Here is a 20,620-nt window from a genome sequence, read left to right as displayed (position 1 = left end):
CATGGCAGATTATCAGGGTAAGAAAGTCGTCATTATTGGGCTGGGTATGACCGGCCTGTCTTGCGTGGACTTTTTCATGGCCCGCGGCGTGACGCCGCGCGTCATGGATACCCGCGCTGCGCCTTCCGGCCTGGATAAGCTGCCGGAAGAGGTGGAGCGCTATGTTGGCGGCCTGAATGAAGATTGGCTGCTGGCGGCCGATCTGATCGTGGCAAGCCCGGGTATCGCCCTGGCGCATCCCTCCCTCAGCGCGGCGGCGGACGCCGGCGTGGAAATCGTTGGCGATATCGAGCTGTTCTGCCGCGAGGCGCAGGCGCCGATCGTGGCGATTACCGGCTCAAACGGTAAAAGCACCGTCACCACCCTGGTGGGTGAAATGGCGAAAGCGGCCGGCGTCAACGTCGGCGTCGGCGGCAATATTGGCCTGCCGGCCCTGATGCTGCTGGATGCTGAACGCGAGCTGTACGTTCTGGAACTTTCCAGCTTCCAGCTGGAAACCACCTCCAGCCTGCGGGCGGTGGCGGCGACGATCCTCAACGTGACCGAAGATCATATGGACCGCTACCCGCTGGGCCTGCAGCAGTATCGGGCGGCCAAGCTGCGCGTTTATGAAAATGCGAAGAGCTGCATCGTGAATGCCGATGACGGATTGACGATGCCGGTGCGCGGGGCCGATGACCGCTGCATTAGCTTTGGCGTTGACGTCGGCGACTACCACCTCAACCGCCAGCAGGGGGAAACCTGGCTGCGGGTGAAAGGTGAGAAAGTGCTGAACGTCAAAGAGATGCGCATCACCGGCCAGCATAACTACAGCAACGCCCTGGCGGCGCTGGCGCTGGCGGATGCCGCGGGTCTGCCGCGGGCCAGCAGCCTGAAAGCGTTGACTACCTTTACCGGCCTGGCGCACCGTTTCCAGCTGGCGCTGGAGCATAACGGCGTGCGCTGGATTAACGATTCCAAAGCCACCAACGTTGGCAGCACCGAGGCGGCGCTGAACGGCCTGCATCTGGACGGCACGCTCTATCTGCTGCTCGGCGGTGACGGCAAATCCGCTGATTTCACGCCGCTGAAGCGTTACCTGGCCGGCGATAATATCCGCCTCTACTGCTTCGGTCGAGACGGCGAGCAGCTGGCGGCGCTGCGCCCTGAGGCGGCGACGCAAACGGAAACGATGGAGCAGGCGATGCGTCAAATTGCGCCGCTGCTTAAGTCTGGCGATATGGTGCTGCTGTCACCGGCCTGCGCCAGCCTCGATCAGTTTAAAAGCTTTGAACAACGGGGAGATATCTTTACCCGCCTGGCGAAGGAGTTAGGCTGATGCGTTTCTCTCTCCCGCGCCTGAGAATGCCCCGATTGACGCTGCCGCGTTTCCCGGGTATGCGTATCTTCTCCTGGCTGTTTGCCGCGCTGAAGGGCTGGGTGATGGGCTCGCGGCAGAAAGATAACGACAGCCTGGTGATGTATGACCGGATGCTGCTGTGGCTGACGTTTGGCCTGGCGGCGATCGGCTTCATCATGGTGACCTCGGCCTCGATGCCGGTGGGTCAACGTCTGGCGAACGATCCGTTTTTGTTTGCCAAGCGCGATGGCCTCTACATCCTGCTGGCGCTGGGGCTCGCGCTGGTGACCCTGCGCCTGCCGATGGAATTTTGGCAGCGGCACAGTACCGCGATGCTGATCGCCTCGATCGTGATGCTGCTGATCGTGCTGGTGGTGGGGAGTTCGGTAAACGGGGCATCGCGCTGGATTGCGCTGGGCCCGCTGCGTATTCAGCCCGCGGAGTTTACCAAGCTGTCGCTGTTCTGCTACATCGCCAACTACCTGGTGCGTAAGGGCGATGAGGTGCGTAATAACCTGCGCGGCTTCCTGAAGCCGATGGGCGTGATTTTCGTGCTGGCGATTCTGCTGCTGGCGCAGCCGGACCTCGGAACGGTAGTGGTGCTGTTCGTGACGACCCTGGCGATGCTGTTTCTCGCCGGTGCCAAGCTGTGGCAGTTCATTGCCATTATCGGCATGGGGATCTCGGCGGTGGTGCTGCTGATCCTCGCCGAACCGTATCGTATTCGCCGCGTGACCTCCTTCTGGAACCCGTGGGAGGATCCGTTCGGTAGCGGCTACCAGCTGACCCAGTCGCTGATGGCCTTTGGCCGCGGCGAAATGTGGGGGCAGGGCTTAGGCAACTCGGTACAGAAACTGGAGTATTTACCGGAGGCGCACACTGACTTCATCTTCGCCATTATCGCCGAGGAACTCGGTTATATCGGTGTGGTACTGGCGCTTTTAATGGTATTCTTCGTCGCTTTTCGCGCCATGTCCATTGGCCGCAAAGCCCTGGAGATTGACCACCGTTTCTCCGGCTTTCTGGCCTGCGCGATCGGGATCTGGTTTAGCTTCCAGGCACTGGTTAACGTCGGCGCGGCTGCGGGCATGCTGCCGACCAAGGGGCTGACGCTGCCGCTTATCAGCTACGGCGGCTCCAGCCTGCTGATTATGTCGACGGCCATTATGCTGCTGTTGCGTATTGATTATGAAACGCGTCTGGAAAAAGCCCAGGCGTTTACACGGGGTGTTCGATGAGCGGTCAGGAAAAGCGGTTAATGGTGATGGCGGGCGGTACCGGCGGGCATGTGTTCCCGGGACTGGCGGTCGCGCACCATTTAATGGACCAGGGCTGGCAGGTTCGCTGGCTGGGTACCGCCGATCGTATGGAAGCGGACTTAGTGCCGAAGCACGGTATTGAGATCGATTTTATCCGCATCTCCGGCCTGCGCGGCAAAGGCCTGAAGGCGCAGCTGCTGGCGCCGGTACGTATTTTCAACGCCTGGCGCCAGGCGCGCGCGATTATGCAGCGTTTCCGGCCGGACGTTGTGCTGGGGATGGGCGGATACGTTTCCGGCCCCGGCGGGCTGGCGGCGTGGTCGCTGGGCATTCCGGTGGTGCTGCACGAACAGAACGGTATTGCCGGCCTGACCAATAAATGGCTGGCAAAAATTGCGAAGAAAGTGATGCAGGCGTTTCCCGGCGCTTTCCCCCACGCCGACGTGGTGGGCAACCCGGTGCGTACCGATGTGCTTGCGCTGCCTCTGCCGGAGCAGCGGCTGGTTGGGCGTCAGGGGCCGACCCGCGTTTTAGTGGTTGGCGGCTCGCAGGGCGCCCGTGTGCTGAACCAGACCATGCCGCTGGTGGCCGGAAGGCTGGGCAGCGCGGTAACTCTCTGGCACCAGAGCGGCAAAGGCGCCCAGCAGACGGTACAGCAGGCTTACGCCGATGCCGGGCAGCCGCAGCACAAGGTGACCGAATTTATTGATGACATGGCGGCGGCGTATGCCTGGGCCGATGTGGTGGTCTGTCGTTCCGGTGCGCTGACGGTGAGCGAAATTGCCGCCGCAGGATTACCGGCGCTGTTTGTGCCGTTTCAGCACAAGGATCGCCAGCAGTACTGGAACGCGCTGCCGCTGGAGAAAGCAGGAGCCGCGAAAATTCTCGAACAGCCCCAGTTCACGGTGGATGCCGTGGCGCACACCCTGGCCGGCTGGGATCGTGAAACGCTGCTGGATATGGCGGAACGAGCGCGTAGAGCCTCGATTCCGGATGCTACCGAGCGGGTAGCGGAAGAAGTGAGCGCTGCAGCACTGGCGCGCTAATCGCGGTGAATCCCACCGCTCGAATAGAGAAGTTGATGGCGTAAAGAATGAATACACAAGATTTGGCGAAACTGCGTTCCATAGTGCCCGAGATGCGTCGCGTCCGGCACATCCACTTTGTTGGCATTGGCGGTGCCGGTATGGGCGGTATTGCCGAAGTTCTGGCCAACGAAGGCTACCAGATTTCCGGCTCCGACCTGGCGCCGAATCCGGTTACGCAACAGCTGACTAAGCTTGGCGCCACGATCTATTTCAACCATCGCCCTGAAAACGTGCGTGACGCCAGCGTGGTGGTGGTTTCCAGCGCAATCTCTGCGGACAATCCGGAGATTGTTGCCGCCCATGAAGCGCGTATTCCGGTTATCCGTCGCGCGGAGATGCTGGCAGAGCTGATGCGTTTTCGCCACGGTATCGCTATCGCCGGCACGCACGGTAAAACCACGACCACCGCGATGGTCTCCAGTATTTATGCCGAGGCCGGCCTCGATCCGACCTTTGTCAACGGTGGGCTGGTCAAAGCCGCCGGCGTGCACGCCCGTCTTGGGCACAGCCGCTATCTGATTGCGGAGGCGGATGAGAGCGATGCGTCGTTCCTGCATCTGCAGCCGATGGTTGCCGTGGTGACCAATATCGAAGCCGATCACATGGATACTTACCACGGTGATTTTGAAAACTTAAAGCAGACGTTCGTTAACTTCCTGCACAACCTGCCGTTCTACGGACGCGCGGTGATGTGTGTGGACGACCCGGTCATTCGCGAACTGCTGCCGCGCGTTGGCCGCCAGACGACGACCTACGGCTTTAGCGATGATGCCGACGTGCGTATTGAAGACTACCGCCAGCTCGGCGCGCAGGGCCATTTCCGCCTCGTGCGCCAGGACAAAGAGGTTATCCAGGTCACGCTAAACGCGCCGGGTCGCCATAATGCGCTGAATGCGGCGGCGGCCGTGGCGGTGGCGACGGAAGAGGGCATTGAAGACGACGCGATTCTGCGGGCGCTGGAAGCGTTCCAGGGCACCGGCCGTCGTTTTGATTTCCTCGGTGAATATCCGCTGGCCGAGGTCAACGGTAAAAGCGGCAGCGCGATGCTGATTGATGATTACGGTCATCACCCGACGGAAGTGGATGCGACCATTAAAGCGGCCCGCGCCGGCTGGCCGGATAAAAATCTGGTGATGCTGTTCCAGCCGCACCGCTTTACCCGCACGCGCGATCTGTACGACGATTTTGCCAACGTGCTGACCCAGGTCGACTCGCTGCTGATGCTGGACGTCTACTCCGCCGGCGAAGCGGCGATCCCGGGGGCGGACAGCCGCTCCCTGTGCCGCACTATTCGCGGTCGCGGCAAGGTGGACCCGATTCTGCTTTCCGACCCGGCCCAGGCGGCAGAGATGCTGGCATCGGTGCTGACCGGCAACGACCTGGTGCTGGTGCAGGGCGCAGGGAATATAGGCAAAATTGCCCGCCACCTGGCTGAAATTAAACTCATGCCGCAAAAAGCGGAGGAGGAGCGCCGTGGCTGATAAAATCGCGGTTCTTTTCGGCGGGACCTCCGCCGAGCGCGAAGTGTCGCTCAACTCCGGCGCGGCGGTGCTTGCCGGTCTGCGTGAGGGCGGCGTTGACGCGCATCCCATCGACCCTCGCGATGTCGATATTACCCAGCTAAAGCATCTGGGTTTTAAGAAAGCGTTTATTGCTTTGCACGGCCGCGGTGGGGAAGATGGAACGTTGCAGGGACTGCTGGAGCTGATTCAGCTGCCTTATACCGGCAGCGGCGTGATGGCGTCGGCAATCTCGATGGATAAAGTGCGCAGTAAATTACTGTGGCAGGGCGCGGGTTTACCCGTTGCGCCGTGGGTAGCGCTGACCCGTTCGCAGTTCAACGCGGGCCTTACCGCTGAGGTCGCGCAGCAGATTACGGCGCTTGGCCTGCCGCTGATTATTAAGCCGAGCCGGGAAGGTTCCAGCGTCGGCATGTCGAAAGTGAGCGAAAGCTGTGAATTACACAATGCATTGGCGCTGGCTTTTCAGCATGATGATGAAGTTCTGATTGAGAAATGGCTCAGTGGGCCGGAATTCACCGTCGCTATCGTCGGTGAAGAAATTTTACCGTCAATTCGTATCCATGCGGCTGGAACCTTCTATGATTATGAGGCGAAGTATCTCTCTGATGAGACGCAATATTTCTGCCCTGGTTGTGAGGATCCGGCCCGCGAGTCAGAAATTCAGGCTCTGGTACTGAAAGCCTGGCATGTTCTTGGCTGTAGCGGCTGGGGACGGATTGACGTGATGCTGGACAGCGATGGCCAGTTTTATCTGTTGGAAGCGAATACTTCTCCTGGCATGACCAGCCATAGCCTGGTGCCGATGGCGGCGCGTCAGGCGGGGATGAGCTTCTCACAGCTTGTTGTTCGAATTTTGGACCTGGCGGGGTGATATGTCGCAGGCTGCGCTGAATACGCGGAACCACGAAGAAGAAGAAACCTCTTCTTCGCGCCGAAGTAATGGAACTCGTCTGGCGGGGATTTTCTTCCTGCTGGCGGTGCTGTGTACCGTATTGGTCAGCGGGTGGATGGTTCTGGGCTGGATGGAAGACGCACAGCGTTTACCGCTGTCCAAGATGGTGGTAACCGGTGAGCGTCACTACACGCGTAATGACGATATTCGCCAGGCAATTCTGGCGCTGGGTTCTCCGGGGACCTTTATGACTCAGGATGTGAATATCATCCAAAGTCAGATTGAGCGCCTGCCGTGGATTAAGCAGGCGAGCGTCAGAAAGCAGTGGCCGGACGAATTGAAGATTCATCTGGTTGAATATGTGCCGATTGCGCGTTGGAATGATCAGCATATGGTCGACGTCGAAGGTAACTCTTTCAGCGTCCCGGCGGATCGCACCAATAAACAGAATTTACCGATGTTGTATGGCCCGGAAGGCAGCGAGAACGAAGTGTTGCAGGGATATCGCGACATGGGGCAGGTGCTGGCAAAGGATAAATTCACGTTGAAAGTGGCGGCGATGACCGCGCGTCGTTCCTGGCAGCTGACGCTTAATAACGATATTAAGCTCAACCTTGGCCGCGGCGACACCATGAAACGTCTCCAGCGCTTTATGGAACTTTACCCGGTTCTTCAGCAGCAGGCGCAGACCGATGGCAAACGGATAAGCTACGTTGATTTGCGCTATGACTCGGGCGCGGCGGTAGGCTGGGTGCCTGCTCCCGTAGAGGAAACTAATCAACAACAGAATCAGGCACAGGCAGAACAACAATGATCAAGGCGACGGACAGAAAGCTGGTAGTTGGACTGGAGATTGGCACCGCGAAGGTTGCCGCTTTAGTAGGGGAAGTTCTGCCCGACGGCGTGGTTAATATCATTGGCGTGGGTAGCTGCCCATCGCGTGGTATGGATAAAGGCGGGGTTAACGATCTGGAATCGGTGGTGAAATGCGTACAGCGCGCCATTGATCAGGCCGAGCTGATGGCGGATTGCCAGATTTCGTCAGTGTATCTGGCGCTTTCAGGTAAACATATTAGCTGTCAAAATGAAATTGGCATGGTGCCGATTTCAGAAGAAGAGGTGACGCTGGACGACGTTGAAAACGTGGTGCATACCGCCAAGTCGGTCCGCGTACGCGATGAGCATCGCGTGCTGCACGTCATCCCGCAGGAGTACGCCATTGACTACCAGGAGGGGATTAAAAACCCGGTTGGCCTGTCCGGCGTGCGTATGCAGGCAAAAGTGCATTTGATTACCTGCCATAACGATATGGCAAAAAATATTGTTAAAGCGGTGGAGCGCTGCGGTCTGAAAGTGGACCAGCTTATCTTCGCCGGTCTGGCGGCCAGTTATTCCGTGTTGACGGAGGATGAACGTGAGCTGGGCGTCTGCGTGGTGGATATCGGCGGTGGTACAATGGATATCGCCGTCTATACCGGCGGCGCGCTGCGTCATACCAAAGTGATCCCGTACGCGGGCAACGTGGTAACCAGCGATATCGCCTATGCCTTCGGTACGCCGCCGAGCGATGCCGAAGCGATCAAGGTGCGCCACGGCTGCGCGCTGGGCTCAATGGTCGGCAAAGACGAAAACGTCGAAGTCCCGAGCGTAGGCGGACGCCCGCCGCGCAGCCTGCAGCGTCAGACGCTGGCAGAGGTTATTGAGCCGCGTTATACCGAACTGCTCAACCTGGTCAATGAAGAGATCCTGCAGCTGCAGGAACAGCTCCGCCAGCAGGGCGTTAAGCACCATCTGGCGGCGGGGATTGTTTTAACCGGCGGCGCGGCGCAAATTGAAGGCCTTGCCGCCTGTGCGCAGCGGGTATTTCATACGCAGGTGCGTATCGGTGCCCCGCTGAACATTACCGGTTTAACGGATTATGCCCAGGAGCCGTATTATTCAACGGCGGTTGGGCTGCTGCACTACGGGAAGGAATCTCATCTTAGTGGTGAAGCAGAAGTGGAAAAACGCGTAACTGCATCAGTTGGCTCGTGGATTAAGCGACTAAATAGCTGGCTGCGAAAAGAGTTTTAATTTTTTAAGAGAACGCAGAAAATTAGCGTTCTCAGGCGACAGGCACAAGACGGAGAGAAACTATGTTTGAACCAATGGAATTAACCAACGACGCGGTGATTAAAGTCATCGGCGTCGGTGGCGGCGGCGGTAATGCCGTAGAACACATGGTGCGCGAGCGCATCGAGGGCGTTGAATTCTTCGCGGTGAACACCGACGCGCAGGCGCTGCGTAAAACGGCCGTTGGCCAGACGATTCAGATCGGTAGCGGTATTACCAAGGGTCTGGGCGCAGGCGCTAACCCGGAAGTCGGCCGCAATGCGGCGGATGAAGACCGCGAAGCGCTGCGCGCTGCGCTCGACGGCGCAGACATGGTGTTTATCGCGGCAGGTATGGGCGGCGGTACCGGCACCGGTGCGGCGCCCGTTGTCGCAGAAGTGGCGAAGGATCTGGGGATCCTGACCGTTGCAGTTGTGACTAAGCCCTTCAATTTTGAAGGCAAGAAGCGTATGGCTTTTGCCGAGCAGGGGATCACCGAGCTTTCCAAGCACGTGGATTCACTGATCACTATCCCGAACGACAAGCTGCTGAAAGTTCTCGGCCGCGGCATTTCGCTGCTGGACGCCTTCGGCGCAGCAAACGACGTGCTGAAAGGCGCAGTGCAGGGGATCGCCGAGCTGATTACCCGTCCGGGTCTGATGAACGTCGACTTTGCGGACGTGCGCACCGTGATGTCCGAAATGGGCTACGCGATGATGGGCTCCGGCGTGGCGAGCGGTGAAGACCGTGCGGAAGAAGCGGCTGAAATGGCGATTTCTTCTCCGCTGCTGGAAGATATCGATCTGTCCGGCGCGCGCGGCGTTCTGGTCAACATCACCGCTGGCTTCGACCTGCGTCTGGATGAGTTCGAAACCGTTGGTAACACTATCCGCGCATTCGCATCGGATAACGCGACCGTGGTTATCGGTACTTCTCTGGATCCGGATATGAACGATGAGCTGCGCGTGACCGTGGTTGCTACCGGTATTGGCATGGACAAACGTCCGGAAATTACCCTGGTAACCAACAAGCAGGTTCAGCAGCCGGTAATGGATCGCTACCAGCAGCACGGTATGGCGCCGCTGAATCAAGAGCAGAAACCGGCAGCGAAAGTGGTGAACGACAATACGCCGCAAGCCGCGAAAGAGCCGGATTATCTGGATATCCCAGCCTTCCTGCGTAAGCAAGCTGATTAAGAATTGGCTGGAAGTTGGGCATCAGCGCTCTTTGTGCTAAACTGGCCGTCCGAAAGTGTTATACACTTCGGTTGGATTGGTAACTTGGCGAGATTATACGATGATCAAACAAAGGACACTTAAACGTATCGTTCAGGCGACTGGCGTCGGTTTGCATACCGGCAAGAAAGTCACGCTGACGTTACGACCTGCGCCGGCCAATACCGGGGTCATCTATCGTCGCACCGACTTGAATCCACCGGTAGATTTTCCGGCAGATGCCAAATCCGTGCGGGATACTATGCTGGCGACCTGCCTGGTAAACGAGCATGATGTGCGGATTTCAACGGTCGAGCACCTGAATGCTGCGCTGGCCGGGCTGGGTATCGACAACATTATTGTTGAAGTCGATGCGCCGGAGATCCCGATTATGGACGGTAGCGCCGCGCCGTTCGTCTACCTGCTGCTTGATGCCGGGATTGACGAACTGAACTCGGCCAAAAAGTTTGTCCGCGTGAAAGAGACGGTTCGCGTTGAAGACGGTGACAAATGGGCTGAAATCAAACCGTTCAATGGTTTTTCGCTGGACTTTACCATCGATTTTAACCATCCGGCGATTGATTCAAGCACTCAGCGCTACGCGATGAACTTCTCTGCTGATGCATTTATGCGCCAGATTAGCCGCGCGCGTACCTTCGGTTTTATGCGTGATATCGAATATCTGCAGTCCCGCGGCCTGTGCCTGGGCGGCAGCTTCGATTGTGCCATCGTTGTTGACGATTATCGCGTATTGAACGAAGACGGCTTACGCTTTGAAGATGAGTTTGTCCGCCACAAAATGCTGGATGCGATTGGTGACCTGTTTATGTGTGGTCACAATATCATTGGCGCATTCACGGCGTTCAAATCAGGTCACGCGTTGAATAACAAACTGCTGCAGGCCGTCCTGGCAAAACAGGAAGCCTGGGAGTATGTGACCTTCGAAGACGAAGCGGAAATGCCGTTAGCATTCCGTGCGCCATCAATGGTTATGGCGTAAGCCTGACCATTCAGTAAAATCGACTGGTAACCTGGTACTCTCTCTCCGGCCAGGGAGCCAGTCGTTTTCTTTTTTGCCTCCCGGTTCTCATTTCATTCCGATTCCACGCTCGCTGACGCCGCGCGTTCGCTGCTTAATTGACCGCTTTTACCTGCGCAAAGCTTTCATTCCTGCTGCCGTGGCGCGGTATTAATGGTAAGATTTGGGCGCAAAATTATTTACTGGGATTGCTTCAACTAAAGGTAATGGACGTGAGTGGATTGCTGACGCGCTGGCGACAGTTTGGCAGACGGTATTTCTGGCCGCATCTCCTGTTGGGGATGGTCGCGGCTAGCCTTGGCCTGCCTGCGTTAAGCAATAGTCACGAAACGGCATCCCCGACGAAAGCAACCGCCAGCAGCCATACGCCAAATAAAGTTAATTTCTCCCAGCTGGCGCTGCTGGACGCCAGCCGCCGGCCAAACTTTACCGTCGATTACTGGCACCAGCACGCCATCCGCACGGTTATTCGCCATCTCTCATTTGCGATGGCGCCGCAGGCGCTGCCGGTAGCGGAAGAGTCTTCGCCGCTGCAGGCGCAGCACCTGGCCCTGCTTGATACGCTCAGCGCGCTGCTGACCCAGGAAAGCAAACCGCCGGTCATGGTGCGCCAGACGGCATACAACCCCTCCCATCGCGCCTTTTGCGTCTCCGCCTGGATTAGCCAGGTCTCCGGGATACGCGCCGGGCCACAACGCCTCAGCTGAACTAAAAACGGATCATTCTATTTTTTGTGACTCCGCATCGCGGGGCGTTTGAGATTTTATTATGCTAATCAAATTATTAACTAAAGTTTTCGGTAGCCGTAACGATCGTACACTGCGCCGTATGCGCAAAGCTGTGGCGCTGATTAACGCCATGGAACCTGCCATGGAGAAGCTCTCTGATGATGAGCTGAAGGCGAAAACCGAGGAGTTCCGCGCGCGTCTGGCAAAAGGCGAAAGCGTAGAAAGCCTGATCCCGGAAGCCTTTGCCGTGGTACGTGAAGCCAGTAAGCGCGTATTCGGTATGCGTCACTTTGACGTACAGCTGCTTGGCGGCATGGTGCTCAACGAGCGCTGCATCGCAGAAATGCGTACCGGTGAAGGTAAAACTCTGACCGCTACCCTCCCGGCCTACCTGAACGCGCTGTCGGGTAAAGGCGTTCACGTCGTGACCGTCAACGACTACCTGGCGCAGCGTGACGCTGAAAACAACCGTCCGCTGTTTGAGTTCCTCGGTATGACCGTGGGTATCAACATGTCCGGCCTGCCGGCTCCGGCCAAGCGTGAAGCCTACGGTGCCGATATCACCTATGGCACCAACAACGAATACGGCTTTGACTATCTGCGCGATAACATGGCGTTCAGCCCGGAAGAGCGCGTCCAGCGTAAGCTGCACTACGCGCTGGTGGATGAGGTCGACTCCATCCTGATCGATGAAGCGCGTACGCCGCTGATCATTTCCGGCCCGGCTGAAGACAGCTCGGAAATGTACAAGCGGGTGAACAAAATTATCCCGAGCCTCGTGCGCCAGGATAAAGAGGACTCCGACACCTTCACCGGCGAAGGCCACTTCTCCGTCGATGAGAAGGCGCGTCAGGTTAACCTGACCGAACGCGGGCTGGTGCTGATCGAGGAGCTGCTGGTACAGGAAGGCATTATGGAGGAGGGCGAATCCCTGTATTCACCGTCCAATATTATGCTGATGCACCACGTGACCGCCGCGCTGCGTGCACACGTGCTGTTCACTCGCGACGTTGACTACATCGTCAAAGACGGCGAAGTCATTATCGTCGATGAGCATACCGGCCGTACCATGCAGGGGCGCCGCTGGTCAGATGGCCTGCACCAGGCCGTCGAAGCCAAAGAAGGCGTTGATATTCAGAACGAGAACCAGACGCTGGCCTCTATCACCTTCCAGAACTACTTCCGTCTGTACGAGAAGCTGGCGGGGATGACCGGTACTGCGGATACCGAAGCCTTCGAGTTCAGCTCTATCTATAAGCTGGATACCGTCGTCGTACCGACCAACCGTCCGATGATCCGTAAGGATATGGCGGATCTGGTCTATATGACCGAAGCGGAAAAAATTCAGGCGATTATCGAAGATATCAGAGAGCGTACTGCCGCCGGTCAGCCGGTCCTGGTGGGTACGATTTCTATCGAAAAATCAGAAGTGGTTTCGCAGGAGCTGACCAAAGCGGGCATCAAACACAATGTCCTGAACGCCAAGTTCCACGCCAGCGAAGCGGATATCGTGGCTCAGGCCGGCTACCCGGCCGCGGTGACCATCGCGACCAACATGGCCGGTCGCGGTACGGATATCGTGCTGGGCGGCAGCTGGCAGGCGGAAGTCGCCATGCTGGAAGACCCAACGCCAGAGCAGATCGCCCAGATCAAAGCCGACTGGCAGACGCGTCACGAAGCGGTGCTGGCCTCCGGTGGTTTACATATCATCGGTACCGAACGTCATGAATCTCGCCGTATCGATAACCAGCTGCGCGGCCGTTCAGGTCGTCAGGGCGATGCCGGTTCTTCCCGCTTCTATCTGTCGATGGAAGATGCCCTGATGCGCATCTTCGCCTCCGACCGCGTGTCGGGCATGATGGGTAAGCTGGGGATGAAGCCGGGCGAAGCGATTGAACACCCGTGGGTGACCAAAGCTATCGCCAACGCGCAGCGTAAGGTGGAAAGCCGCAACTTTGATATTCGTAAGCAGCTGCTGGAATATGATGATGTAGCCAACGATCAGCGCCGTGCCATTTACAGCCAGCGTAATGAACTGCTGGACGTCTCTGATGTTAGCGAAACTATTAACAGCATTCGCGAAGACGTTTTCAAAACGACTATCGATGCGCACATTCCGCCGCAGTCGCTGGAAGAAATGTGGGACGTCGAAGGTCTGCAGGAACGTCTGAAAAACGACTTCGATCTCGATCTGCCGCTCAAAGAGTGGCTGGACAAAGAGCCTGAACTGCATGAAGAAACTCTGCGCGAGCGTATTCTGCAGAACGCGGTGGAAACCTATCAGCGTAAAGAAGAAGTCGTCGGCGCCGAAATGATGCGTCATTTCGAAAAAGGCGTGATGCTGCAGACCCTGGACTCCCTGTGGAAAGAGCATCTGGCGGCGATGGACTACCTGCGTCAGGGTATCCATCTGCGCGGCTACGCGCAGAAAGATCCGAAGCAGGAATATAAGCGTGAATCGTTCTCGATGTTTGCGGCGATGCTTGAATCCCTGAAGTATGAAGTGATCAGCACCCTAAGCAAAGTTCAGGTACGGATGCCGGAAGAAGTTGAAGCGATGGAGCAGCAGCGTCGCGAAGAGGCGGAGCGCCTGGCGCAGATGCAGCAGCTGAGCCATCAGGATGACGATACCCTGGCCGCTGCCGCATTGGCTGAGGAAACCGGCGAACGTAAAGTTGGCCGCAACGATCCTTGCCCGTGCGGTTCCGGTAAAAAATATAAGCAGTGCCATGGTCGCCTGAGCTAAGCCCAGAGAATAAAAACGAAGGCGCAGATATCTGCGCCTTTTTTATGGAATTAACGCAATGAAAATACTGCAAATCTCAGTTGGTATCATCCGTAACCCGCAGGGTGAAATCTTTATTACCCAGCGCGCTGCCGATGCGCATATGGCCAATAAGCTAGAGTTTCCCGGTGGCAAAATTGAGGCGGGAGAGTCTGCCGAGCAGGCGCTGGTGCGCGAGCTGCAGGAAGAGGTGGGTATTACGGTACGCGCGTCCAGCCTGTTTGATAAGCTGGAGTATCAGTTCCCCGATCGGCATATCACGCTGTGGTTCTGGCTGGTTGATGAGTGGGAAGGTGAACCCTGGGGCAAAGAGGGGCAGCCGGGGCGCTGGATTGCCCAGCGGGAGCTGCTGGCCGAGGAGTTTCCGCCGGCTAACGAACCGATTATCAGCAAGTTAGTGCAGTCCGCTCGCTGAGAAAATGGCCCGGACAGGACGCAAGGTCATCTCCGGGATTTTCTCTGCCGCCGCGTCGCTACTGCTGCTGTTCGCTCCAGTCATCGCTATCGGACAGGTCGCCGGCGCTGGGAATGCGTTTTTCTTCCGCAGCCCATTCACCTAAATCAATGAGCTGGCAGCGTTTTGAGCAAAACGGCCGAAACGGGCTATGCTCATTCCAGACCACATTTTTACCGCAGGTCGGGCAGTTAACGGTTGTCTCTTCCGACATATTTCCTCCTTAACAACAGGCCAGTTCAAAATCAAAGCGCTCGGGGACGATACCGAGCTCGCTGTCCAGCGGGAGAAAGCGAATGGCAAAGCGGCTTTTATGGCCAGAAATTTGCGGATACAGCTGGCTGGCGAGATCGAGGCGTAAGCGCAGCAGATCGGCATCATCGCCGTTATCCTGATAAAAACCGTTGAGGCTGGTCTGCTTGCGAAAGGGCGCCGAGTTGCGAATCAAATCGAGGATCAGCACCAGCGCCTGGGTGAGCGGCTGAAGGCTCGCTAACCACCTGCCCACCTGCTCGTCGCGATACTCCTGAGGCATATGCAGCCAGATATGCAGCGTCGGCAGATCGAAGCTGCAGCAGCCTCCCGGAATGCTCAGACGCTGGCGAACCAGCGCAATTAAACGATCTTCACGCAGGAACTGGCCGATGCGTGGAGCGGACATCAGCGCGCTGCCGGAGTGCTTCAGCTGCTGGCGCAATTCGTCAATACGCCCGCGGTCGACGCCCGGCTCTTCTGCCCAGGACTGCAGCTTACGCTGCTGGCGCTCGAGCTCTTTGAGCAGATCCGTCCGCACCTCGCCGCGTTCAAGGACGTCCAGCAGGTCGCCCGTATTGCGAAAGAAGTGGAGCGCGTCCGCGTAGGTGGCGATGGCCGGGAGCGCGGAGAGCTGTTGAATCAAAAATTCAATACGCAGCCAGGTGCGCATTTTCTCATTGAGTGGATGTTCAAATAGAACGGGGGTATGCATTACGATTTTTCCTGTGAGGCGGCCTGCGCTGCCAGCATTAGATACTTTTCGTGCAGGCGGGCGACATCCTGAGCGATGGCATCCGGAGGGCCCATATTTTCAATGACATCATCCGCAGCGGCGAGGCGTTGTTCACGCGTCGCCTGGGCGGCGAGAATGCGTTCTGCGTGCTCACGGCTGACCCGATCGCGCAGTATGGTTCGCTCTATCTGCGTCTCTTTTGGCACATCGACGACCAGTACGCGGTCTGCGTTGGCCACGAGGTTGTTTTCGACCAGCAGGGGAACGACCCAGAGAACATAAGATGAGGACGCCGCCTGCATTTGCCGGCGGGTTTCCTGCTGAATGAGCGGGTGCAGCAGCGCGTTAAGCCAGGCTTTATCCTCCGCGTGAGCGAAGATGCGTTCCCGCAGGCTGCGGCGGTTCAGCGTGCCGTCATCGTTAATCATTTGTTGGCCGAAGCGAGCGGCAATCGTCGGTAGTGCGGGGGTTCCAGGTTCGACCACCTGCCGGGCGATAACGTCGGCATCAATAACGTTAACACCAAGGTGAGAAAATGCATCGGCTACGGTGCTTTTACCGCTACCGATGCCGCCCGTTAACGCTACCGTATACCTCATATACCCCGTTCCTGAAACTGACCATACACACATTGACTTTTCAGCAGCGCCCGCGCTTCACGAGCCGTGACTCTGCGGTGGGTGTCCCGCCAGGCAGTTCAGGCCGGGACGAGACTTTTACGACGGATACTGGATTGCTTTGTACATATAAATCAAATGGTTAAAAACAACGCTCTGGCCGTTGATTGTCGCGATCGCGCTTTTTTCAATCCACCAGGTAAATTTGTACGATTGTAGCGTAAAAAAAGTGAAAATCGCAGTCTTGCGCGGTCATGATTCGCGCGTATGATAACGTCACTGGAGTTGTGCTCTCACAATAATGCAATTAACCCCAGGAATTCGCACATGCGTATTGAAGAAGATCTGAAGCTTGGTTTTAAAGACGTTCTTATCCGCCCCAAGCGCTCTACCCTCAAAAGTCGTTCTGATGTTGAACTGGAACGCGAATTCACTTTTAAACATTCTGGCCTCTCCTGGTCCGGCGTGCCGATCATCGCAGCGAATATGGATACCGTCGGTACATTTAGTATGGCAAAAGCGCTGGCTTCTTTCGGGATCCTGACTGCCGTACATAAGCACTACAGCGTAGAAGAGTGGCGCAGCTTTGTGCAGACCACGCCTGCCGATGTGCTGAAGTACGTCATGGTTTCTACCGGCACGTCGGATGTCGATTTCGAAAAAACCAAACAGATCCTCGCGCAGAACCCGCAGCTCGGCTTCGTTTGTATTGATGTGGCAAACGGTTATTCCGAGCATTTTGTGCAGTTCGTGGCGAAGGCGCGCGAAGCCTGGCCGCTGAAAACGATCTGCGCGGGTAACGTCGTGACCGGCGAAATGTGCGAAGAGCTGATTCTGTCCGGCGCGGATATTGTGAAGGTCGGCATCGGTCCGGGTTCCGTTTGTACTACCCGCGTGAAAACCGGCGTTGGCTACCCGCAGCTCTCTGCGGTTATCGAATGCGCCGATGCGGCTCATGGCCTTGGCGGTCAGATCGTCAGCGATGGCGGGTGCACCACGCCGGGCGACGTCGCGAAAGCCTTCGGCGGCGGCGCTGATTTCGTCATGCTGGGCGGTATGCTGGCAGGCCACGAAGAGAGCGGCGGCAGCGTAGTCGAAGAGAACGGCGAGAAGTTTATGCTGTTCTACGGTATGAGCTCTGAATCCGCCATGACCCGTCACGTCGGCGGCGTTGCGCAGTATCGTGCTGCGGAAGGTAAAACCGTTAAGTTGCCCCTGCGCGGCCCGGTTGAGAATACCGTCCGCGATATCCTCGGTGGCCTACGTTCCGCCTGCACCTATGTCGGCGCATCTCGCCTGAAAGAGCTGACCAAACGCACAACCTTTATTCGCGTACAGGAGCAAGAGAACCGCGTGTTCAATAGCCTGTAGCCTGTAGTGCCGTTTGCTGGCGCACCTCCTGCGCCAGCCGCTATCCCCCCATTCCGCTAATGGCATCGCCCAGATGAAAAATGGGTAAATACATCGCCACCACCAGCAGGCCGACAACGGCGCCGGTTGTCAGCAGCAGCATCGGCTCCAGCAGCGTGGCCAGACCATCCGCCTGACGGTGCGTGCGTTCGCTATGATGGCGGGCAAGGTTCTCCAGCATGATATCCAGCGACCCTGAAGCTTCACCGGTACGGATGAGCTGCAGGCAGAGCGGGGTAAATCCTCCACTGTTCGCCAGCGCCTGCCAGATGGCGCTCCCGTGGGCAATCTGCGTATTAACCTGATGGATCCTCTGGCGCCAAAGCGGGCAGCTTAGCGTCTCCTCTACGCTTTCCAGTCCCTGGATAAAGCTGATGCCGGCGCTCTGGGTGAGGGTTAAAACGGTAAATATCTGGCTGAGCCGCTGTCCGCCTATCAGCTTTCCGACCACCGGCAAAGCGTGCAGCAGCTTTTGCCGCCGCAGTAGCCAGGACGGGCGACGCCGGGCCAGCCGGTTGAGGAGAAACGGCAATGTCGCCATCAGCAGCAGCAGCGGCCAACTGCCGCTGAGGCTTTCTCCGGCACCTATCACTACTTTGGTCAACAGGGGGAGCGGCGTGTTGAAGGTCTGGTAGATAGCGGCAAACTCCGGCAGGACAAAGGTGAGCATGCCCATCACCACCAGCAGCGCCAGCAGCAGAATGACCAGCGGATAGCGCAGCGCCTTTTTGACCTTGTCGCTCAGCTGCAGCTGCTCCTGCTGCTGGCGAGCCAGGTGAAAGCAGCAAAGATCTAGCTTACCGGTAAGCTCGCCGGTGCGGATCATGGCCAGATAGAGCGGAGGAAACGCCTGCGGCCATCTTTCCAGAGCGCGGGAAAGCGAGGTGCCCTGCGCGAGATCCTGAGCCAGCGTTCGCAGCAGCGCCTGCCACTGCGCGCCCGTCTGCTGCTGCGCCAGCAGCTCCAGCCCCTCGGCCAGAGGCAGACCCGCCTGCAGGAGGGTCGCCAGCTGATGGATAATCTGGCCGCTGTAGCGCGGATGCCAAAGCGCGCTGCGTACCGCGCAGCGGCGGAGCGCGAGGGGAATAATCCGTTCATGCTGCAGCGCCTGAATCGCCTCCGGACGAGAGCTTTTCCACAGCGATCCCTGGCGGAGCGCACCTTTGGCATCAAGCCCGCGCCAGCGCCAAAGACGCTCAGTCGCCATGGGGGAGCCCCAGCACGCGGACCACCTCTTCAAAGCAGGTCAGCCCCTGCTCAATGGCAAGGCAGCCGCTTTCAAACAGCGTCGTCATTCCGCCCTCGCGCGCCAGAGTCTCAATCTCCATCGCGCTCAGCCCCTGGGAAATAGCCTGCTGCAGCGCGCTGCCTATCGGGAGCACCTCAAATAGCGCCAGGCGCCCATAGTAGCCGTGATAGCAGTGTCGACAGCCCGTCGCCTGCCAGCGGGGCAGCCGGCGCGGCCACAGGCTGTGCGGCACGTCAATACCGCCTTCGGCCTCCCGCCGGCAGTGCGGACAGAGCCTGCGCACCAGGCGTTGCGCAATGACCAGCGATAGCGCGGATGAGAGCATCCAGCAGGCGATCCCCATCTGCTGCAGGCGAATAAGCGTTTCGCTGGTCGAGTTGGTGTGCAGCGTTGAGAGCACGAGGTGCCCGGTTTGCGCCGCTTTAATCGCAATTTCTGCGGTTTCCGCATCGCGAATTTCGCCCACCATAACAATATCCGGATCCTGACGCAGTAGCGCGCGCAGAACGCTGTTAAAGGTTAATCCGGATCGCGGGTTGATCTGCGTTTGATTCAGGCCGGCGATGGGAATTTCCAGCGGGTCCTCTACGCTGCAAATATTAACCTCATCCTGGTTTCGCTTCTGCAGAGCGCTGTAGAGCGTGATGGTTTTGCCGCTGCCGGTTGGGCCGGTGACCAGCAGCAGCCCCTGGGGCTGATTGAGCGCCGAATCAAAGGTGGCGAGCTGCTCCGGGGAGAAGCCGAGCGCCTCCAGCTCCAGCGCCTGTTCTACCTGGTGCAGCAGGCGCAGAACGATTTTCTCACCGTAGCGGCAGGGCAGGGTGGCGATGCGAAATGACACTGATTGCCCCGACAGCGTCTGCGTAAACTGACCGTCCTGCGGCAGGCGGTGTTCGGCGATATCAAGGTTCCCGAGCACCTTAAGCCGTGCCGTTATCGGCAGCGCCAGTTCGGCAGCAAGGGGCGCAAGCGGATGGAGCACCCCATCGACCCGCAGGCGGATGCGCAGGCTATTTTCGCAGGGCTCGACGTGAATATCCGATGCGCGCTGGCGCAGCGCCTGCTCCAGAATCTGATTGACCTGGTCGATGATGCCCGTCGGCGCGTCACCGCTGGCGGCAGCTCGCGCAGGCTGCGTGGACGATTGTTGGCGCTGGTTCATTTTATCCTGGCTCCAGCACTCGATATCGATCCGCTTTTGCGTGGCAAAGCGCAGCGCTTCCATCAGCTCAGGAGGCGGAGAGTCTACCACCGCGATGGAGAGGGTTTGCTCATCGCTGTTGAGCAGCAGGGCGTGGTAGCGCTGGCAGAGGGCGATCAGTTTTTCGGCTTTCATCGCGGTGGCCTCAGTTAAAGCGGAAGACGTCTTCACACGCCTGCTTGAGCGCGCTGCCGCTGGCGATGTCGCACTCTCTCTGCCAGCCGGTAATACCATTTGCGCTATCCCAGCCCGGCGTCATGATGACGCGTAGCCCATTCAGGCTCTCCTGCCCGCTAAGGGTGACGACGCCTTTAGCCACCGTCAGCGCGGAAACGTAGCGCGTGGTGGTGGGAGAAGGAATGCCGTTGCTGCCGCCATCGCAGCTTGCCAGGCCGCCGTGCTCAAGGGCGCATAGCTCAACCGCCGTGCGGTAGGGAATAAAGGTTTGCAGCACATCGGTGAGCGCCGCCTTGCGCAGATAGTTCTGGTAGGCGGGAATGCCGATGGCGCTGAGAATGGCGATAATGCCAATCACCACCATCAGTTCGATAAGGGTAAAGCCGCGTTGTTTGTCCATCGATTGCTCCTTGTTATCGTCGGGAGCACTGTGGCGGTCTGCGAGGAGGATGACGAGCGATAAATGAGCGCTCAGGAAACGGCTTCCCAGGCTTTCTTTGTTCGTTACAGGGAGAGGGCAAAGCGCTGAGATCGCGCTCGCAAAGCGTGCGCCCCGGCAGGTGAGC

19 protein-coding genes are annotated in these 20,620 nt (G+C 58.1%); 13 read left to right on the top strand and 6 right to left on the bottom strand.

What is annotated here, in order from left to right; genetic code table 11:
• Position 1: 1 nt before the first annotated feature.
• The 12 genes from murD to mutT all read left to right on the top strand — a co-directional run bounded on the left by murD (position 2) and on the right by mutT (position 14,373).
• On the top strand, positions 2–1,318 hold the full coding sequence (gene murD, locus AC1M2H_RS22880; protein WP_480149175.1) for a UDP-N-acetylmuramoyl-L-alanine--D-glutamate ligase: 1,317 nt from the start codon (positions 2–4) through the stop codon (positions 1,316–1,318).
• Positions 1,318–2,577 (top strand): cell division protein FtsW, encoded by a 1,260-nt coding sequence (ftsW, locus tag AC1M2H_RS22875; protein ID WP_480149174.1) that lies wholly within the window; start codon positions 1,318–1,320, stop codon positions 2,575–2,577. The genes murD and ftsW overlap by 1 nt, the downstream gene beginning before the upstream one ends.
• Positions 2,574–3,644: an undecaprenyldiphospho-muramoylpentapeptide beta-N-acetylglucosaminyltransferase gene (gene murG / locus AC1M2H_RS22870; protein ID WP_480149173.1), complete on the top strand. Its 1,071-nt coding sequence runs from the start codon at positions 2,574–2,576 to the stop codon at positions 3,642–3,644. Before ftsW ends, murG begins: the two co-directional genes overlap by 4 nt.
• Before the next feature lie 47 nt (positions 3,645–3,691).
• The gene (murC, locus tag AC1M2H_RS22865) at positions 3,692–5,167 is read left to right on the top strand and encodes a UDP-N-acetylmuramate--L-alanine ligase (protein WP_480149172.1); all 1,476 of its coding nucleotides are present in this window, start codon (positions 3,692–3,694) and stop codon (positions 5,165–5,167) included.
• Complete coding sequence (locus tag AC1M2H_RS22860; RefSeq protein ID WP_480149171.1) at positions 5,160–6,080, top strand: D-alanine--D-alanine ligase; 921 nt, start codon at positions 5,160–5,162, stop codon at positions 6,078–6,080. Before murC ends, AC1M2H_RS22860 begins: the two co-directional genes overlap by 8 nt.
• 1 nt (position 6,081) lies before the next feature.
• Positions 6,082–6,915 (top strand): cell division protein FtsQ, encoded by an 834-nt coding sequence (gene ftsQ, locus AC1M2H_RS22855; RefSeq protein WP_426813084.1) that lies wholly within the window; start codon positions 6,082–6,084, stop codon positions 6,913–6,915.
• Positions 6,912–8,174: a cell division protein FtsA gene (gene ftsA, locus AC1M2H_RS22850; RefSeq protein WP_426813083.1), complete on the top strand. Its 1,263-nt coding sequence runs from the start codon at positions 6,912–6,914 to the stop codon at positions 8,172–8,174. Before ftsQ ends, ftsA begins: the two co-directional genes overlap by 4 nt.
• A 62-nt stretch (positions 8,175–8,236) precedes the next feature.
• Positions 8,237–9,388: a cell division protein FtsZ gene (gene ftsZ / locus AC1M2H_RS22845; protein WP_480149170.1), complete on the top strand. Its 1,152-nt coding sequence runs from the start codon at positions 8,237–8,239 to the stop codon at positions 9,386–9,388.
• A gap of 100 nt (positions 9,389–9,488) precedes the next feature.
• Positions 9,489–10,406 (top strand): UDP-3-O-acyl-N-acetylglucosamine deacetylase, encoded by a 918-nt coding sequence (lpxC, locus tag AC1M2H_RS22840; protein ID WP_426813082.1) that lies wholly within the window; start codon positions 9,489–9,491, stop codon positions 10,404–10,406.
• A gap of 251 nt (positions 10,407–10,657) precedes the next feature.
• Complete coding sequence (gene secM, locus AC1M2H_RS22835; RefSeq protein ID WP_480149169.1) at positions 10,658–11,152, top strand: secA translation cis-regulator SecM; 495 nt, start codon at positions 10,658–10,660, stop codon at positions 11,150–11,152.
• Between the two features lie 61 nt (positions 11,153–11,213).
• Positions 11,214–13,919 carry a preprotein translocase subunit SecA gene (gene secA, locus AC1M2H_RS22830; RefSeq protein ID WP_480149168.1) on the top strand — a complete coding sequence of 902 codons (2,706 nt, stop codon included), beginning with the start codon at positions 11,214–11,216 and terminating at the stop codon, positions 13,917–13,919.
• Between the two features lie 58 nt (positions 13,920–13,977).
• Positions 13,978–14,373 (top strand): 8-oxo-dGTP diphosphatase MutT, encoded by a 396-nt coding sequence (mutT, locus tag AC1M2H_RS22825; protein ID WP_480149167.1) that lies wholly within the window; start codon positions 13,978–13,980, stop codon positions 14,371–14,373.
• Between the two features lie 58 nt (positions 14,374–14,431).
• Here mutT and yacG read toward each other — a convergent pair whose 3' ends face one another.
• From yacG to coaE, 3 genes are read right to left on the bottom strand one after another with little or no spacing between them, the layout of a single operon-like run.
• Complete coding sequence (yacG, locus tag AC1M2H_RS22820; protein ID WP_480149166.1) at positions 14,432–14,626, bottom strand: DNA gyrase inhibitor YacG; 195 nt, start codon at positions 14,624–14,626, stop codon at positions 14,432–14,434.
• 9 nt (positions 14,627–14,635) lie between these two features.
• Positions 14,636–15,379, bottom strand: coding sequence for a cell division protein ZapD (gene zapD / locus AC1M2H_RS22815; RefSeq protein WP_480149165.1), 744 nt, complete (start codon positions 15,377–15,379; stop codon positions 14,636–14,638).
• Positions 15,379–15,999 carry a dephospho-CoA kinase gene (gene coaE, locus AC1M2H_RS22810; RefSeq protein ID WP_480149164.1) on the bottom strand — a complete coding sequence of 207 codons (621 nt, stop codon included), beginning with the start codon at positions 15,997–15,999 and terminating at the stop codon, positions 15,379–15,381. The genes zapD and coaE overlap by 1 nt, the downstream gene beginning before the upstream one ends.
• A 345-nt stretch (positions 16,000–16,344) precedes the next feature.
• Between coaE and AC1M2H_RS22805 the strand changes: the two genes are divergently transcribed.
• Positions 16,345–17,388, top strand: a complete 1,044-nt coding sequence (locus tag AC1M2H_RS22805) for a GMP reductase (RefSeq protein WP_480149163.1) — start codon at positions 16,345–16,347, stop codon at positions 17,386–17,388.
• Between the two features lie 40 nt (positions 17,389–17,428).
• Here AC1M2H_RS22805 and hofC read toward each other — a convergent pair whose 3' ends face one another.
• The 3 genes from hofC to ppdD are packed head-to-tail and all read right to left on the bottom strand — an operon-like array spanning position 17,429 to position 20,454.
• On the bottom strand, positions 17,429–18,634 hold the full coding sequence (hofC, locus tag AC1M2H_RS22800; protein ID WP_480149162.1) for a protein transport protein HofC: 1,206 nt from the start codon (positions 18,632–18,634) through the stop codon (positions 17,429–17,431).
• Positions 18,624–20,012 carry a type II secretion system protein GspE gene (gene gspE, locus AC1M2H_RS22795; protein WP_480149161.1) on the bottom strand — a complete coding sequence of 463 codons (1,389 nt, stop codon included), beginning with the start codon at positions 20,010–20,012 and terminating at the stop codon, positions 18,624–18,626. The genes hofC and gspE overlap by 11 nt, the downstream gene beginning before the upstream one ends.
• A 10-nt stretch (positions 20,013–20,022) precedes the next feature.
• Positions 20,023–20,454 (bottom strand): prepilin peptidase-dependent pilin, encoded by a 432-nt coding sequence (gene ppdD, locus AC1M2H_RS22790; protein WP_480149160.1) that lies wholly within the window; start codon positions 20,452–20,454, stop codon positions 20,023–20,025.
• Positions 20,455–20,620 lie beyond the last annotated feature (166 nt).

The organism is Klebsiella sp. F11 (genome assembly GCF_056712265.1).
The sequence above is the reverse complement of the archived record's forward strand: the minus strand, read 5'-3'. Positions and strand labels throughout refer to the sequence as shown.